Origin of the sequence: Flavobacterium tructae (assembly GCF_001853485.1) — a bacterium.
Classification (GTDB): Bacteria; Bacteroidota; Bacteroidia; order Flavobacteriales; family Flavobacteriaceae; genus Flavobacterium; species Flavobacterium tructae.
Genome location: NZ_MIKE01000004.1, coordinates 54,826 through 72,586 on the forward strand (window position 1 = coordinate 54,826; position 17,761 = coordinate 72,586).

At 37.3% G+C, this 17,761-nt stretch carries 13 protein-coding genes; 4 read left to right on the forward strand and 9 right to left on the reverse strand.

Translation table 11 applies throughout. The features are described 5' to 3' along the window. The 8 genes from BHE19_RS01575 to BHE19_RS01610 form a co-directional block, all read right to left on the reverse strand. A complete protein-coding gene (locus tag BHE19_RS01575; RefSeq protein ID WP_070905669.1) occupies window positions 1–3,219 on the reverse strand; it encodes a LodA/GoxA family CTQ-dependent oxidase in 3,219 nt (1,072 codons plus the stop codon). A gap of 364 nt (window positions 3,220–3,583) precedes the next feature. Further along, entirely contained in the window at window positions 3,584–4,927 is a 1,344-nt protein-coding gene (locus BHE19_RS01580) for a TolC family protein (protein WP_070905670.1), read from the reverse strand. 12 nt (window positions 4,928–4,939) lie between these two features. Then, a complete protein-coding gene (locus BHE19_RS01585) occupies window positions 4,940–6,079 on the reverse strand; it encodes an ABC transporter permease (RefSeq protein ID WP_070905671.1) in 1,140 nt (379 codons plus the stop codon). A gap of 106 nt (window positions 6,080–6,185) precedes the next feature. Then, window positions 6,186–7,121 (reverse strand): HlyD family secretion protein, encoded by a 936-nt coding sequence (locus BHE19_RS01590; RefSeq protein ID WP_070905672.1) that lies wholly within the window; start codon window positions 7,119–7,121, stop codon window positions 6,186–6,188. Window positions 7,122–7,124: 3 nt separating this feature from the next. Beyond that, entirely contained in the window at window positions 7,125–7,859 is a 735-nt protein-coding gene (locus BHE19_RS01595) for an ABC transporter ATP-binding protein (protein ID WP_070905673.1), read from the reverse strand. 86 nt (window positions 7,860–7,945) lie between these two features. After that, entirely contained in the window at window positions 7,946–8,359 is a 414-nt protein-coding gene (locus BHE19_RS01600; protein WP_070905674.1) for a DUF2141 domain-containing protein, read from the reverse strand. Between the two features lie 45 nt (window positions 8,360–8,404). After that, the gene (locus BHE19_RS01605) at window positions 8,405–9,322 is read right to left on the reverse strand and encodes a DUF6268 family outer membrane beta-barrel protein (RefSeq protein ID WP_233431344.1); all 918 of its coding nucleotides are present in this window, start codon (window positions 9,320–9,322) and stop codon (window positions 8,405–8,407) included. A 107-nt stretch (window positions 9,323–9,429) separates the two neighbouring features. Next, window positions 9,430–10,323 carry a helix-turn-helix domain-containing protein gene (locus BHE19_RS01610; protein ID WP_070905676.1) on the reverse strand — a complete coding sequence of 298 codons (894 nt, stop codon included), beginning with the start codon at window positions 10,321–10,323 and terminating at the stop codon, window positions 9,430–9,432. Between the two features lie 336 nt (window positions 10,324–10,659). Between BHE19_RS01610 and BHE19_RS01615 the strand changes: the two genes are divergently transcribed. The 3 genes from BHE19_RS01615 (at window position 10,660) to BHE19_RS01625 (ending at window position 12,870) form a co-directional block, all read left to right on the forward strand. Further along, window positions 10,660–11,070: a helix-turn-helix domain-containing protein gene (locus BHE19_RS01615; RefSeq protein ID WP_070905677.1), complete on the forward strand. Its 411-nt coding sequence runs from the start codon at window positions 10,660–10,662 to the stop codon at window positions 11,068–11,070. 371 nt (window positions 11,071–11,441) lie between these two features. After that, window positions 11,442–12,287, forward strand: coding sequence for a chromate resistance protein ChrB domain-containing protein (locus BHE19_RS01620; protein ID WP_070905678.1), 846 nt, complete (start codon window positions 11,442–11,444; stop codon window positions 12,285–12,287). An 85-nt stretch (window positions 12,288–12,372) separates the two neighbouring features. Continuing rightward, entirely contained in the window at window positions 12,373–12,870 is a 498-nt protein-coding gene (locus BHE19_RS01625) for a hypothetical protein (protein ID WP_070905679.1), read from the forward strand. Window positions 12,871–13,014: 144 nt separating this feature from the next. On the opposite strand, the gene BHE19_RS22705 is transcribed toward BHE19_RS01625, so the two are convergent. Continuing rightward, on the reverse strand, window positions 13,015–13,167 hold the full coding sequence (locus tag BHE19_RS22705) for a hypothetical protein (protein WP_165607897.1): 153 nt from the start codon (window positions 13,165–13,167) through the stop codon (window positions 13,015–13,017). A 369-nt stretch (window positions 13,168–13,536) separates the two neighbouring features. Between BHE19_RS22705 and BHE19_RS01630 the strand changes: the two genes are divergently transcribed. Further along, a partial coding sequence (locus tag BHE19_RS01630) for a beta strand repeat-containing protein (protein ID WP_083342440.1) occupies window positions 13,537–17,761 on the forward strand: 4,225 nt, incomplete at its 3' end.

The window sequence follows — 17,761 nt, forward strand, 5'->3', positions numbered from 1 at the left end:
CTAATACTGTTTTGGAATAAAACGCTGGAAACGAACTAATTGCTCCGGAACACCCACCTCTTTTCTAGGTTGTCTGGAATGAGGAACGGTTCTTGTTCTGGTGAATTTATGTGCTTTAGAAGCTAATAAATCAACTAGTTTTTGAACTTCACCTGTTAAAGTCTCATCCTGAACCAATTCGTCCTGAACCAATTCTAATAGTTGGTCGCGAGTGCTCTCTATTACAACTTGTTCAGTAAACAAACCTTCATTCGACAAATGTTCCAAAGTAATATTTAATAAAGATTCTTCTTTCTTGTCCAAACGCTTGTTGTCATTTAAGATTTTTCTTAATCGGGTTTCCGTTTCTTTTAACAACAGTTGATTTTGTTCGTCATTAGGAATTATACCTATTTGCATTTCTGGTGGAAAATTAGGATCATCAGATACCCCCGGACGCGGCTGCACAATCGCTAACTTGTCAAAATACTTCACCATTGCATTAATCTGATTCGTTTGTGTTGGAGCTTCTCCATCTAAAGGCAAATCATCCAACCAAAAATAACGATATGCAAAAGCTTCTCTGCGGGTCTCTTCTGCTAAGTGAGTATCTAAAGTTTCTTTATAACGTTCTTCACTCAAAATATTATTAGGAACTCTCGCAGGCCAAAATGTTGGCAGATAAGGATCGTATGCAGTCGTATAACCATCTCTGCAGCTTGCCGTATCCGTTTGCCAGGGAATAGCCATCCATCTCGTCACACCACCTGGTACCTGACCACCTAATAAAGGACCAGCAGGTAAAGTCAAGACATCACTATTCATCGTAGAGCCATAATAATGGTAATCGGTTTTTGGTGTTTTAGGAGCGTGTTTCAATCGGAAAGGAGCCATATACATACCAGAAGTTCGCATAGGCCAAGTCATTTCGCAACCCGGATGAAAAGCATCAGCCAGGCAAAAATCCATGGCCGCTTTGGTTAGCATGTCAGGTTGTTCGGCAATAGGATAATCATCAATTTTTTTAACAGGTGGAATATAAGGACAGCCTGTTTTATCTACAAAATCGGCATCAAAATCACCTTCGACCCATTGATCTAAAAACTGCAATTGCAACTGCGATAAGGTAGAATGTTGACGTACAGAACCTTGTGTAGGAATGGCAACTGCATCACCATATAGCCAAGGCCATAGCTGCGGCGCTTCAGCACCAGATTGATCAAACCTACGGAAATTATTGGAAATAGTACGACGCATTTCTAAGTTGGCAGAAGAAGGATCATTTAGTTTTTTTACCCATGTTATACTGGTATAATTAAATTGTCCACCCCATCCAAAAGCAGCCGCAAATCCTGCATTTACCCATTGTAAATTGGTCATTCTTTCAAAAATAGGCAAGATATCTTTAGAGAAAGAAGGTCTTGCAGGTCTTACTAACATTCCTGATTCTACAGCAACACTACGCATTAAATCCCACATAGTACGAACCGATTTTTGCATAGGAGCATAATCAGGCGGAGCGCAAATCACCCAGGCAGGATCTACATTAAGAGCTACTCCTTCATATTCTACTGTGGCGGTAACGGGGCCATCTGACATATCATCATACCAACCTTCATTGTTAGCAAAGGTAATGGCTCTGTCACCATTGATGTTTTTCGATTTACCATGACCACCTAACATTACTAATCGCCCTTTTTCGTCGGTGTGCATTTCTCCCAAATAAACCGATTGGCCCATGAATTCCCCCGTGAATTTTTTCCCTTCAGTGACATTAGGATCTGAGATACTTTCGCCTCCACCATCAATCAATAACTGGCTCCGGTCTTTTACATCAATATTTCTTAATAAAGAAGGCGGAACATTAGGAGCGGATGCATCCGGAATATCTAAGGCAATTTGAAATTGATACCACGATGATTTTTGATTGGCCAAATGCGAATGCCAGGTAATCTTAGCATTATCCATAGTTAGCTCCTTAATCGCTTTTCCGGCAGCATTGAAACCATAAATACGAAACTGTGCGGCCTGACGTTTTATCGCTCCGGTTTTATCGCGATACGCATAAACATCCTCTTTTACTTCTGGTTCATCTACTAAAGGACCTATAAAATACTCTTCTTCACTAGTTCCTACACGCATTACACCAATAGGGGGATAAATACCGGCTCTAACAATACAATTGCTATCCTCGTCTGTATTGCCTCTAAAATGTGGATTTATGGCATTTGGCTCTTGTAACTGTTGCCCGTTGGCTTGATGCCTTGCTTCGGCACTAGCAGCATAAACGGTTTTGCGAGCCTCTGCAATTGAGCCTAAAGGTTTATGAACTTCTAAAGTTCTCCAAATATTGAATGAAAGATTGCTTCCAAATTCAGACTGACCAATCGCAGTTACATCTTGTTGGGGTAAATGCAACCTTGCAATACTGATGTACGGACTTTCCTCTGTGCTCCAAACTACTTGTGCATCATTAAGAGGCATGGTTGCGTCATTAGTACGCAATTGAATTTCAAATCTGAAAGTAGCAGCTCCATTGCGCAAACGTTTTTCTAAATCCAAACGTAAATAATTATCATCGTCAAAAGGTGCCCCTTTATAAGTATCGTCCGGAACCAAACGATATTTAACAATTTGATATTCTCCCAGTTGAAAAGGTAAAATAGCCCAATAACCAGTACTTAACACACTCGCTTCTTCTTTCTGCATCGCTTGTAAAATACCAGCTAATTCAGGATGTTTATTAATATAAGAATCATAATCCCTATCAATAGCACCAGCAGTTGTAAACGCACACATTTGTTGTGCATCACTAGCAAAAAAGCGATCGATATTCTGAAAAATGAAATCGGCAGTAGGGCCTTCTCCAAAAAGCTTTGGTCCCTCCACTCCAAACAATTTCAACCCCACTCCAATAGTGGAATTTAAGTCCGGTGAAGTGGGTCCTGTATCACTAGAGAAACGAACAGCACAATCAAAACTAGAACCCGCAAAAATACCTTTTTTGAATTTTTCAGGAATATCCTCATTGATTACGAATTGTCCATAAGTGATACCGTGTTGTTTTCTAAAAACAGCACGTTCAGCTGGGTGTTGCCCATTTTCAATTCGGGTTTTTTGGCCCATTTCTACAAACATCTCCTTAAGACGCTGTGTCACCATTTCAGTACTGCCACTACTGTCCCAACATTTTACGTTGTTTGCAGTAGGTTTTTCAATGCTTCGTTTTTTGTTGTCCATATTTAGTAGTTATTGATTTGTTACGGCTCAATGGTTAGCTATCTAATTGATAGTACACCCTAACGAAAATAAGATTTATCCTGCAAATGAATATAGGTAGTTTTACGTGTTTTTATAAAAGCTTCCTGATATGCTTCGCACTCTGTCAACTTCGAATACTGTTTATAAAATTGGATTAGCAATCCTATAAACAGCCTATCGATAACTTTTAAAACTAAAAATGTAAACAAAAAGACTGTACGGGATGTTGAACAACCTTTACAGGGTATGCCTACAAAGCTGTTTTTTTTCATTCCTAAATAAAATTTAGCTGAAAGGAATGTTTATCCGTTTGCTATGATACTTATGCAAATGCTCTTCAAACTTACCAGACTAATTTTCCTGCCGCTTTTTTCCAATCGAGCCATGAGACTATCAATTGTTTTTTAAGCTGATTCTGAAATAATTCCAGATTTTGCAATTTGATCTCCTTATCATTTAGTTCATTAAAGGCTATTTGATCAAATTTATATCGGTCCTGGTAAATCATTACAATCTCTGAAGTTAGCTTACTGTTTTCACTCACTGTTTTTAGTTGTTCCAGGACATTAGCGTAAACAGTAGCGGCATTTAAAGCATTGTATTTGCTTTTATTAATATTCTCTGTAATTCTGTCCTTATTTTGATTTTGCTGAAATTTTAACTGATCAATTCTTTTTGCTGTATTTTCTCCAAAAGAAAAAGGCAACTTTAGTGAGACACCGACATAACTATTTCCATACCAACTATTTTGCTGAAAAGGATTTAGCTTTTCTGTAAATTGATCTGCTCCTAAATAACCATTAATAGTAATCAATGGGCTATATTTAGTTCTTTCCAGTTTTTTCTTATTCTCTAATACCTCATTTTGCGTTTTCAAAATTTCAATTTGTGGCAATGCTTCAATTAGATTATCATCAAGATTGGCAATACTTTCCTCTACGCTGTATTTTTCTAATTTCACAGCAGCAGCAATCAAAGATTCATTTCCAATAACGTATAAGAAATACTGTTTCAAAACCAATACATTATTTACGGCATTGCGATATTTTTGAACCGCATTATTGTGCGTTACCTTAGCATCGTTTACGTCAGCTTTTAAAACTCTTTTGTACTTATACTTTTGATTAATAGTCTCCAGACTCAGCGCTGTACGTGCAGTATCACCAACCGCTTCTTTTTCTTGTTCTTCTGCAACTAGTATATTTAAATATACTTTTGAGACTTCATAAGTAAGTTCCAGCTTTGCCTCTTTTTCATTTAAAGCAGCTAGTTTCTCTTGTAGTTTCGATTCGGCTATTAATTTTGAAATAGCCATATCCAGTAAAGGTTGCTGCAATAAAAGACCTGCGCTTTGAGAATAATTAGCTCCTAATTTTACCGGGATCATACCCTCTGATGCTTGATGGGAATTAAATGCTTCAGCCGGTAAAACACTTGTAGCAATAATCGGATTGTACTGATAATTATAATTCAACGCTACTCTGGGCAAATATTTTGCATTTAATTCTTTTGTTTTTAATTGATTGATTTTATATTCTTTTTCCAGTGAAGCTACTATCTTTCTATTCTTTTGTGCTGCTTCAATGGCTTTATCCAAGGTCCAGACCGTACTTTGTGCATTCATTTTAAAAAATCCTGACAACAGAAGACAGCCTATAAAACAGATATACCATACATTATTTTTCATTCTAACAACTTTTTAGCCTCTAAATACAGAGGCAGGTTCAACATTTTTTATTCTTCTAATGGCAAACACAGCTCCGAAAAGCGAAATAGAGAAGGTAACTGTTAGAATTATGAAAAGTATTCCGGGACTAAAATCTATTACTATTCCCGATTGATACATTCCGTTCTTAAACCCCAATAAGAAAATAAAAGCAATCATAAACCCAACAATAGCAAATAAAGCGGCTTGTGTAAGTATTAATTTCCTAATGTATGCATCAGTTGCACCAATTGCTTTTAGAGTTCCATAGTCCTTAATTCTGTCAAGTGCTGATGAATACATCGTTAACCCAATAATAAAAAAACCGGCAATAATGGCAAATCCTACTAAGGAGCCCGTACTGGCACCTAAACCTGTAGAAGCCAAAACACTATTTATGGTTGCTACACTCAAGGATGATGCCCTCCATGCTCGTACTCCATAAATAGAATTATTGATCTGATCGACAACCTGGTCTACATCTTTCCCCTTTTTTACATTTACCAATAAAGCGCTTATAGCAGTAGAGGGAATATTACTGTAAAATCTTGCTCTGTCAATTGTAGTGTACATTAAATAACCGCCCCAACCTCTTATCCCTTTTGTTTGCAAAGTAATTACTGCTCTTTTCCCATTGATTTCAAAACTGGTCCCAACATTTGACGAACCTCCAAAATTATTTCGGTCAAAATAATCTGCAGACACAGCTGCCTCCTGTACTAAATCTGAAAGTTCTCCTTGTACAACCTTTGCACTATCGGGACCTGCTTTAAAATAAGGAAATTCACTTCCAATAATATTTACAACAGCACTGGTTCCGTTAGGAAATTTTGCCTTACCATTTGTTACAACCATTGGAAATGCCTCTTTCACTCCCTCCAAACTCTTGATTTCTTTTTCTTTTCTGGTATCTATCAAACTTAGCTGATTGGCATCTGTCGTTTTATTATCAACAACCCAAATATCAGCTGTTGTATTTTTTACCAACACACTCATTAGTCCTGTCAAAAAATTAAATGTCCCAATTTGTTGTCCAATGAGAAAAGTACTTATTACTATTCCAACCACTACTCCAATGCTTTTTGTTTTATCGAAACGAATAAACTTCCACGCTGTTTTAATACCAAATTTCATACTTAGCTATTATTTATTTTCCTTTATATCTGGAATTCATGCCTCTATATTGGCATTTCCAGTCCCTATGAACTTATTCCCTATCAGGCTTGTTTTTGATGCTTACTTATTTTGATACTTGAATAACACATTCAATGCGGGAATTAATTAAATACTTCGTTGGGTTGTTCAACAGAATTTTTATTTCCCGCACTCTTCTGTCTTCCTGATCTTCTGCTTTTTCAGAAAAAATAGATTTGCGTTTAAGTGCCAAAGACGCAAAAATAACCTTGCCAGATCCAATAATTTTATTGGAACCTATTTGGCGAATAATGGCTTTCTGACCTTTTTTAACTTTGTCTGCAAACAGCTCATCAATTTCACAGGCAGCAACCAAATTACTTTTCGGAATAAAATCTGCAAAAGACTGACTGGGTGACAATGCAGCTCCTTTTGTTGCGTACATTGTCATAATTTGCCCATCACCCGGTGCTTTTATCAAATATTGTTGCATCTCCCTGTTTGACACTTCCAGCTCTTGTTTAATTTCCTGAAGTCTGGAATTCTCAACCAAAATCTTGCTTTTCAATTGTTCCAGATTTGTTTGAAAAATTTTAGTTTCGGTTTCAAGATTATCAACATTCTGTTTTATTTCTGCGCCTTTTTCTTGTAAGTTTCTCAGTCGTTCTAATTCAATTTGTTTATTAGCAACATTTATTTTCTGCTCTTTTAGCTTCAGCTGTGCTATGTCTATCTCCGCTTTTTGTGTTTGAATCCGACTTTTTATCCGGGCGATTTTAGCATCCTGAACGGAATGATCCAATTCGATAATTAAATCATTTTTCCCAATTGTATCGTTTTCCTTTTTATGGATAGCCAGAACAACACCACCCACTTCTGTTGCCAGTAATGACAATTTCTCCTCCGGTTCAACACGCCCGATTCCTACAATACCCGATGAAAGAACTTCTTTAGTAAAACCTGTCTCACCCTGCTTTACTTCGTCTTTTTTATTACAGCTAAAAAAAAGAAGGGCTGTTATAGAAATTAAAATATATTTCATTCTTTATAATTTGATTAATTGATTCTTTATAAATGTTGCACTCTCATTTTCAGTCGCAATTCCACTATCCACATAAATAATTCTGTCTGCAAACTTCTTAAGTCGCATATCATGTGTAACCACAATTACACTTTTTCCATTTTGAGCAAGCTCTTTTAATTCCTCCATTACTAAACCAACACTTTTTACATCTAATGCAGCCGTTGGTTCATCACAAAGCACAATTGGCGGATTGGTTACCAATGCCCGTGCAATCGAAACTCTTTGTTGCTGGCCTCCACTTAGCATTTTTGGTAAATTTTTCATTCTGTCTTTCATCCCCACTAATTCAAGAGCTTTTTCTGCTTTTTTTTTAGCCACGGGTTCACTTACCTTCATAAGCTGCAACGGCATCATTACATTTTCTAAAGAATTAAGTGGTGCTAAAAGATTAAAACTTTGAAATACGAAACCTATTTTATTCAATCTCAAAGCCGATAATTCCTTAGCCGAAAGCGCATTTACGTATTCACCATCAATAAAAACATCTCCTTTTGTTGGATAAATAACACAGCCTAACAGCGATAATAGTGTAGTTTTCCCTGAACCCGAAGGACCAATTATTAAGGTGAGCTCCCGGGTTCTAAACTGAATAGTTGTTGCTTCCAGAGCCGTAATCAATGTATCACCGGTTTGATACTCCTTGCAAGCCCCCTTTAACTCTGCAATAACTTTTTTTTCAGAATTTATCTCTTCCATAATTTTATGTCATGATTTAAGTTTGCCTGGTAATGCCAGTCATTTTATAAAAGACTGGCTCTTTTAAACTAAAATTTCAAAAATCCTTAGTAAAGATTTATTTTAATTGTAGCATCATTATTTAAGATATAAACAGAGCAATCCTGAAATGTTGGTGCCCCGCCATCCGGCATAAAATTCGTACTGTTCCCTACAGGCTCTTTAGGCATCCCCAACCAGTTACTGTTTAGTTTTCCGTTATTATCCAAATCCTGATAAACCGTGATTGAGTAAGTCCCTCTTGGCAAATCAATTTGAAACTTCATCGTTTCCTGATTCACTTTTTGAACTTTGGTAAAGCAGGCTCGCTTGAGAAAATTTTCTTTTTTATCATATACATTTAGTACAACAGTCCCTTTACCTTTTTGAACATTGTGTACATCAACATTCGTTTTTATCTGTTGTGCATTAGTAAAATACGATACTCCCAATAGAAGAATGCTTAAAATAGATTTTTTCATTTTGTCTTTAATTTTATAATTTTTAATGTAATTCTGTTTGTGTACTTATTTCCCAAAACGATAACTGAGCATCACTTTGACATAAGGCGTTTCTTTTGCTTTATAATTGCTAATGGTGTCATTATTAGAATTAAAAAGTGTGTATTTGTTGGCAAATCCTAAACCTCCTTGCAGTTGCAGCCAAAAGCCATCAAAAAGACGCTGATTAATTTGCAGACCACCATGGATTGCCGAAAACTGAGCATAATCGATCTCTTCTCCCTGATCATTCTTGTAGTTTTGTAAATTGTGAAGCGTCCAGTCAATCGAGCCGGCCAGACCAACTTGAGTATTATTACCCAGATTTCTAAAAACATTTACCCTTGGCCAGTATATTTGAGCAAGCCACTTACCATTATTGCTCTTATAGTCGAGAGATACGGCAGGTGTTATTAAAAACTTGCCAAAAGCATACATAACATGAGGACCAATTCCGATTTCAAGATTTGACTTTTCTCCAAACTTTCTCGAAACTCCAAAAATGCCATCGAAAACCATATCATTCATCGAAAACGAATTTTTAAAGTCAGAAGCAATCGTAGGGATTAGGACTCCAAAAGCGGCCCATCTTTTCCCTATAGGATGCCGCACCACAATGGTAGGTTTGATTTCGTTTATCTTCGTGATGTAATTCGGACTAATTTCAATATCTCTATCAAATGTAAAGTCTAAAACACGGTAGTTGACCGTTCCAAGAATACGTGTTTTTCCAATTTTAAAAGGTGGTATTGGCAACCAAAAATCGTAAGTATTATATTTGAATTTATTCCCATAGTACAGATCTACAGTTGACAAATTCTTAAAGTTAGTTCTCCCATGCACAGTAATGCTCATCCCGGCACCATCTGTAATTAATTGAGCATAAAACTTATTTGGAAAACAAAAAAACAAGGTTACTAAAACGAATGACAGTACTTTTTTCAAAATAACAATTATTAAATTTAAACACACAAGCTGTATCAGCCCTCTAAGATTTTCTTAGGGCAAAGTTGCAGTTAAAACAATAATTGTTACTAGGATTTAGTTTGCCGTTACTCGGACAAATCTTGCTTTAATGAATTTCGGTACTGAGAAGGAGTTGTACCTGTTATTTTTTTGAAAAGGCGTCCAAAATAAGAAGGATCTTCGTAATTCAAGGCAAAAGCAATTTCTGAAATATCTTTAGTCAAATCCTGCAAAAGTATCTGGCTTTGCAGAATACTAACATTGTTTATCCACTCTTTTGGAGCTATTCCGGTGGTTTGCTTGATACATCTATTGAGATAATTTACAGAGATTTTTAATTTATCGGCATAAAAGGTCACTGACTTATTCTCTGCATGATATTTATAAACAAGCTCTTTAAAAGAAAAAGTGATCTCATTGTTGCGATGTATTGTTTTATTCAGTTCTTTATTTGAAAAAAGAATTTTCTGGAAAGCCGCCTGCATGAGCGAATAACAAATTTCAATATTGGAATTTTCATTACGAAATTCCTGGCTTAATAAACCAAACAAAGAATTAAGCCATATACTGGTCTCTTTAGGCAATTTAAGAACTGAATTGGCGGCAAAAATCTGTATTAGCTCCTGTTTCGATAAAATATGATTCAGAACACTCTCCTCAAATAAAATAAAATGTCCCGTTATCATCTGATCAATTTCTTTCATTGCGGTAATATGTCCCTGTTTTACAAACAAAACATCATTTTCATTTATGGATATCACTTCTTTGTCGACTTGCTGTTTGGCATAACCTCTGGTAACATGAACCATAAAATTATAATCAGGCCTAAAAAGAGGGGTCGGAATCTGGATATACTCGGTTGTAGTATTTAAATCATATATCTGTAAGGGAGATTTTAAGAAATCAAAGTCGAGAGAAGCATCAGACATAAATTGCTTTGGAAATTCTTCTGATGAAATAATTTTAATACTCTTACTCATACTTAAAACTTAGATATTGAGCTACAAACATAAGAAATGGTTCGATTACATCTGTACAATACAGCCAATTAAAATTATCCTATTGACAAATAGTACTAAGACTGGAGTTGCCTTCAATTTTGTCACAAAACACTAAGGTGATTTAAAATTCACAAACGAAGTTCTGTTCTTTCAAAAGAAAAATCTATTCGAAAAGTCGATGTTATACTCTGAATAAAAATTGGTATAATATCTGACAAAACAGGCGTGTTATCCAATATTTTTTTATCTTTGAAATTCAGGGCTTTTTAAGCAAAATGACTTTATCTTTGAGCCTTTAGAAAATTGATATTCGTTATGGAACAGAAAATACATCAGGGAAGAAACGTAAAACGTTTTAGAGAAATGCTCAACATCAAACAAGAAGCATTGGCTTATGATCTGGGCGAAGACTGGAACCAAAAGAAAATTTCGATGCTGGAGCAGAAAGATGTCATTGAAGACAAACTTCTGAAACAAATCTCAGCTGTGTTAAAAATTCCGGTGGAAGCATTTCAGAATTTTGATGAAGAGCAAGCGATAAATATTATTTCGAATACGTTTAATATTGAAAAAGAGGCTTATATAGGAAATGCTAAACCTGTATTTAACATCAATCCATTAGAAGAGTTAAAAAAACTTCATGAAGAAAAAATTGCGTTATACGAGCGTATGTTGAAGGAGAAAGATGAAATGATGGCGAGGCTTGAGAAATTGATTGGTAAGTAATTATTTGTAAATATATAATTTAAAAAAAAAGAGACTTTCGGGTCTCTTTTTTTGTTTTGGGTCGTTATGAGTTTGAAGTCGAAAGACATTTACAAAGTTTCTATCCTCTAGCTCAGGATTGCTCTATTTTACCAGGTGAACAAATTTTTTCTATTTTTAAATTTGTTACAAAAACGGTAACAAATTTTTATTTTTTATCATTTTGTTCCATTTCTTGAAACAAAATAAATTTTTATACGATTTTGTTTCAGTTAAATAAAATTCTCCCCGCTCTACAAAGTGTATTTCACAAGCGCTGTGCATTCTCACTACGTGATACTTAAATAATAAAAAAATGTACCTTAGCACGCATTCTAAAAAACAATTGATTTATGAAATGGATCACCAGAGAAAGGCCAAAAATAGACCGAATTGCATGCCCATGGCTTATTAGAAATTTTGTGGATCCTGAGGCTGAATTTATTTACGTCCCTTTTGATCAGGTTCTGGACAAAGCAAAAGAATTAAATGCTGTTCCTTTTGATATTCCAAATGTTGAATTCACACATTATCAGGAGCAGTGCACCTTCGATTATATTGTAAAAAAATATAAAATCGAAGATCCCGCTATTTCCATCATGGCAGGAATTGTACGCGGGGCTGATACCGATCGTCATGAAATTGCAAAAGAATCTGCCGGACTCTGGGCGGTGTCTGCCGGACTTTCGCATAATATTACCGATGATTATAAACTCCTTGAAACCGGAATGGTGCTCTATGACGCACTTTACAGGTGGGCTTCACATCTATATAAACAGAAACATCTGAAGAACAGTCCCTTTGAGAACCTGCTACACGAAGTTTACAACAAGTTTCTTAAAGACAAAAAAACAACCGGAAAAACACCATCCTGGGTAAAAGACCTCAAAAATCTTATTCAGGACCAGATTGATGCTCAGTTTACTTTCGACCTTAAAAAAATATCGGGTGAACTCGATTTGAACCCATCCTACCTGTCGAGAGAATTTTCTAAATATTTTGAAGATTTAAATTTCGGGGACTATGTCAGAAAACAAAGGATTGAAAAAGCGGTAAATCTTATTGAGAATACTACCTACACTTTGACGGAGATTGCCTATAGAACCGGATTTTCAGACCAAAGCCATTTTACAAGAATTTTTAAACTTCAAACCGGAAAGAATCCGTCGGCGTACAGAAAAAAAATCCAAAAAAAGTAATCCCTATACAAAACGTAAAACGCATTCTATTTAGGGACGTTTAATGCTTGTAATTTTGTTTCTATCATTTATAAAAACAAAATCGATGCTTTTAAGATTCCTGCACCTTTCTATTCTACTACTATTTAGCCTTCCGTGCTTTTCTCAAACTACGTATCCTAAAATCACAGGATATTTTGGTATTCTGCATCCTCTGGTAACCTTGAATAAAGATGAAACTGCAGTAAATTTCAGAGACTACTACGCTGTAGGATTTCCAACTGGAATCAATATCTGGAAAAACGAGAAAATCGGATTTTCTTTTGAGGTAGTTCCCAATATAAAGGACGATCAGGGTACCAGCAAAGTAACTAACTTATTGTTTCATCCCGGGGTTCTGGTAGCCTTGGGGCACGGATATACTTTTGCGGGAAGGGCTGCCTTTGAATCCTCCGGAAGATATGGCATTACGCCTGTTTTGAATAAAACAATAATAAAAAGCACCAATTGCAGCTACTTTGCCGCAATCCCCCTACCCATCCGCTTTGGTAATAATCATCCTGCTTCCTTTACAGTCGGTTTTCAGTTTGGAATTGCATTCTAATTTACAAATCATGAATGAAAATCCCGCTCTATAAATTGTATTTCACAAGCGCTGTACAATTTCTCTGACTCATATCTGTAATTGTAATATCCAAAAGAAGTATAATAGACATTTCAACGGCTCTAGTGGCAATTATTACAACTTTTACGTTGCTTTATATAAAGAAAATTCAGGAACTCCTACTATTATTGTTGCAGCAGCGGCTGTTTTAAGTATACTCATTAAATTAGTACTACTATGAACAGCTGCTTTTAAAACATTCGAATACAAAATAATAACTCCAATTTCTTCTTCCAAAAATGAAACAATAAAGAAATTTAAGGTTCATTTTATCATAAAAACACCCTTTTAACGACTTTTTAAGTTATTTAAAGATTAAAAAGTATTATAAAAAACCATATACATATCTTTGATTGTGTTAAAAAAATAAACATTTCATAAATTTTAAATCTAAAAAGTATGAAAGCAAAAAGTACTCTACTTATACAGACTTATTAGTTCTGTCCCGCACCACAATACAGTCATTCACAAACCAATCCGAGGGTTAGCTTAGGTGAATCAATAGTTTTTAAATATTCAGATTGTCTAGCAATAGACTAAAATCTCAATTTTTCTTATTTAAATTTTAACAAGAAATAAGTTACTAGTTATTTAAATAATAAGATTATGAAAAAAATTACTTTAATTCCATTTCTGGCTTTTTTATTATTAATGCTTTCTACAATATTTGCTTATTCACAAAATACCAATGTTACATTCGATAATACTAATGCTTCATTAACCACGACTCCAGCTTGTTCTCTCTCACAATGTAATGCTCAGGATGTTACTTTTGGGAGTGTTTATCTAGGTGATAACGTTGGAAATGTAGCCACTTTAGCCTATGTTTCAAATCCTGTAAACGGTTTGTACATATGGGTAACTATTGCCTCCAATAGTTCTAAATACGACTTGATGTTTCAATTTGACTATTTAGTTGGCGGAGTTCGAAAAAATTTCGATAACACTAATTTTGTTGGTGCCGTAACAGACCGGTTAACGATTAAAATTAGAGGAAGCATAATTACGGCAGGGTCCAAATACCGAATGGCCCAAATTACAAACTATACTGCAGGCCAATCCCTTGAGTTAAAAAATATTTACTTAGGATGGGAAACAAACGGACAGGCTATTACGCCTTCACAAAGTCTTTCACTGATTACTTGTAATCCTCCTAAATGCAGTAGTGCATATTCAAATGGGATAATTATAAAAACGCCTCTTTTTGCCGATTTTTCTATTACTAAAAGTTGTGATGGAGGTTCTTTTCAAAAGGTAGTTTACGCCAGTACTTCTACAGGAGTTGAACCAAACACTAATTATAGCTGGTCATTTCCGGGTGCTGCGACAATTTCTCCGGTTAGTTTAACAACAATAGGTCCATATACTGTGACTTATTCTTCCGCTGGTCCATTTTCTGCTAGTTTAACAGTATCTGACCCCACAAATCAGGTTATACCAAATACTAAAACAGTTAACAATATAACTGTAACTGCATGTTGTACGACACCGGTAATAACTGCAATGACTTCTACTATATGCAGCGGAAGCACTTTTACCGCTACTCCGGCCAATGGAACCAACGGAACAGTTCCTGCCGGTACTACTTATAGCTGGGCAGCCCCAAGTGTAATTGGAATTACAGGAACCGCAGCAGGAAGCAATGCTGCTAACATCAGCGGAACCTTAACCAATACAACTAATGCGCCTATAAATGTGATTTACACTGTTACCCCAACATCAGGAACTTGTACAGGAAGCACTTTTACAGTGACCGTTACGGTAAATCCGAAACCTGCTCTGAACAATATAACGGCAACCAGTATATGCAGTGGTGACACTTTTACCACTACTCCGGCCAATGGAACCAACGGAACAGTCCCGACTGGTACTACTTATAGCTGGGCAGCCCCAAGCGTAATTGGAATTACAGGAACCGCAGCGGGAAGCAATGCTGCTAACATCAGCGGAACCTTAACCAATACAACCAATGCGCCGATAAATGTAGTCTATACTGTAACTCCAATATCAGGAACCTGTACAGGAAGTACCTTTACAGTAACAGTTACGGTAAATCCGAAACCTGCTCTGAACAATATAACGGCGACCAGCATATGCAGTGGAGACACTTTTACCACTACTCCGGCCAATGGAACCAACGGAACAGTTCCGACTGGTACTACTTATAGCTGGGCAGCCCCAAGCGTAATTGGAATTTCAGGAACCGCGGCGGGAAGCAATGCTTCAAACATCAGCGGAACCTTAACCAATACAACCAATGCACCGATAAATGTGGTTTACACCGTTACCCCAACATCAGGAACTTGTACAGGAAGTACTTTTACAGTGACAGTTACGGTAAATCCGATACCAGCTCTGAACAATATAACAGCAACCAGTATATGCAGTGGTGACACTTTTACCACTACTCCGGCCAATGGAACCAACGGAACAGTTCCGACTGGCACTACTTATAGCTGGGCAGCGCCAAGCGTAATCGGAATTACAGGAACCGCAGCGGGAAGTAATGCTGCAAACATCAGCGGAACCTTAACCAATACAACCAATGCGCCGATAAATGTGGTTTACACCGTTACCCCAACATCAGGAACCTGTACAGGAAGTACTTTTACAGTGACGGTCACAGTAAATCCGAAACCTGCTCTGAACAATATAACGGTGACCAGTATATGCAGTGGTGGTAATTTTACAGTTACACCAGCCAATGGAACCAACGGAACAGTTCCGACTGGTACTACTTATAGCTGGGCTGCTCCAAGTGTAATTGGAATTTCAGGAACCGCGGCAGGAAGTAATGCTGCAAACATCAGCGGAACCTTAAGCAATACAACCAATGCACCGATAAATGTGGTTTACACCGTTACCCCAACATCAGGAACCTGTACAGGAAGCACCTTTACAGTGACAGTTACGGTAAATCCTTTACCAGTATGTTTGATTGCCGGATCTGATGGTCCACTTTGTCCATCGTCAACAGCTAATAGTTATTCAGCACCTGCAGGTATGAGCAATTACACTTGGTCAATTTCAGGAAATGCTACTATTAGTGGTAATCTTTCGGGACAAACCGTTTTAGTAAATACTGGTGCTACTTGCAGTGCGCCATTTACGTTAACTGTAGTAATCAAAGATATCAATGGCTGTGAATCAACATGTACCAAAGTAATTAATGTTCAAGATATCACTGCGCCAACATGGACAACTGCGCCAGCCGCATTGGATGTGACTTTGCAATGTAGCGATACTACAGGTTTGACAACTGCTCAAGCCAATGCTCCAATAGCTACTGACAATTGTGGAGGAACTGTGACTTATACCAAAGTTTCTGGAGCTTTCGTTGCTGGAAACTGCATAAACTCCGGAACTTATACCAATACCTGGACGGCTACAGATGTTTGTACCAATGTATCGACTGTGTTTACTCAAACCATTACAATTCAAGATACTACAGCACCAACATGGACAACTGCTCCAGCCGCATTGGATGTGACTTTGCAATGTAGTGATACTGCAGGTTTGACAACTGCGCAGGCCAATGCTCCAATAGCTACTGACAATTGTGGAGGAACGGTGACTTATACCAAAGTTTCAGGTGCTTTCGTTGCAGGAAACTGCATAAACTCTGGAACTTATACCAATACCTGGACGGCTACAGATGTTTGTACCAATGTATCGACTGTGTTTACTCAAACCATTACGATACAAGATACTACAGCGCCAACATGGACTACGGCTCCGGCTGCATTGGATGTGACTTTGCAATGCAGTGATACTGCAGGTTTGACAACTGCTCAGACCAATGCACCAATAGCTACTGACAATTGTGGAGGAACGGTGACTTATACTAAAGTTTCAGGGGCTTTTGTAGCCGGAAACTGCATAAACTCCGGAACTTATACCAATACCTGGACAGCTACAGATGTTTGTACCAATGTATCGACTGTATTTACTCAAACTATTACAATTCAAGACACTACAGCGCCAACATGGACAACTGCGCCAGCCGCATTGGATGTGACTTTGCAATGTAGTGATACTGCAGGTTTGACAACTGCACAGGCCAATGCTCCAATTGCTACTGATAATTGTGGAGGAACGGTGAGTTACACCAAAGTTTCTGGGGCTTTCGTTGCAGGAAACTGCATAAACTCCGGAACTTATACCAATACCTGGACCGCTACAGATGTTTGTACCAATGTATCGACTGTATTTACTCAAACCATTACAATTCAAGACACTACAGCGCCAACATGGACTACGGCTCCGGCTGCATTGGATGTGACTTTGCAATGCAGTGATACTGCAGGTTTGACAACTGCTCAGACCAATGCACCAATAGCTACTGACAATTGTGGAGGAACGGTGACTTATACTAAAGTTTCAGGGGCTTTTGTAGCCGGAAACTGCATAAACTCCGGAACTTATACCAATACCTGGACAGCTACAGATGTTTGTACCAATGTATCGACTGTATTTACTCAAACTATTACAATTCAAGACACTACAGCGCCAACATGGACAACTGCGCCAGCCGCATTGGATGTGACTTTGCAATGTAGTGATACTGCAGGTTTGACAACTGCTCAGGCCAATGCACCGATAGCTACCGATAATTGTGGAGGAACGGTGACTTATACCAAAGTTTCAGGGGCTTTCGTGGCCGGAAACTGCGTGAACTCCGGAACTTATACCAATACCTGGACTGCTACAGATGTTTGTACCAATGTATCGACTGTGTTTACTCAAACCATTACAATTCAAGACACTACAGCGCCAACATGGACTACGGCTCCAGCCGCATTGGATGTGACTTTGCAATGTAGCGATACTG

Bases quoted from the DNA above. Each gene is read 5' to 3' on its own strand.
- BHE19_RS01575 (WP_070905669.1), bottom strand. From the start codon at position 3,219: ATGGACAACAAAAAACGAAGCATTGAAAAACCTACTGCAAACAACGTA.
- BHE19_RS01580 (WP_070905670.1), bottom strand. From the start codon at position 4,927: ATGAAAAATAATGTATGGTATATCTGTTTTATAGGCTGTCTTCTGTTG.
- BHE19_RS01585 (WP_070905671.1), bottom strand. From the start codon at position 6,079: ATGAAATTTGGTATTAAAACAGCGTGGAAGTTTATTCGTTTCGATAAA.
- BHE19_RS01590 (WP_070905672.1), bottom strand. From the start codon at position 7,121: ATGAAATATATTTTAATTTCTATAACAGCCCTTCTTTTTTTTAGCTGT.
- BHE19_RS01595 (WP_070905673.1), bottom strand. From the start codon at position 7,859: ATGGAAGAGATAAATTCTGAAAAAAAAGTTATTGCAGAGTTAAAGGGG.
- BHE19_RS01600 (WP_070905674.1), bottom strand. From the start codon at position 8,359: ATGAAAAAATCTATTTTAAGCATTCTTCTATTGGGAGTATCGTATTTT.
- BHE19_RS01610 (WP_070905676.1), bottom strand. From the start codon at position 10,323: ATGAGTAAGAGTATTAAAATTATTTCATCAGAAGAATTTCCAAAGCAA.
- BHE19_RS01615 (WP_070905677.1), top strand. From the start codon at position 10,660: ATGGAACAGAAAATACATCAGGGAAGAAACGTAAAACGTTTTAGAGAA.
- BHE19_RS01620 (WP_070905678.1), top strand. From the start codon at position 11,442: ATGAAATGGATCACCAGAGAAAGGCCAAAAATAGACCGAATTGCATGC.
- BHE19_RS01625 (WP_070905679.1), top strand. From the start codon at position 12,373: ATGCTTTTAAGATTCCTGCACCTTTCTATTCTACTACTATTTAGCCTT.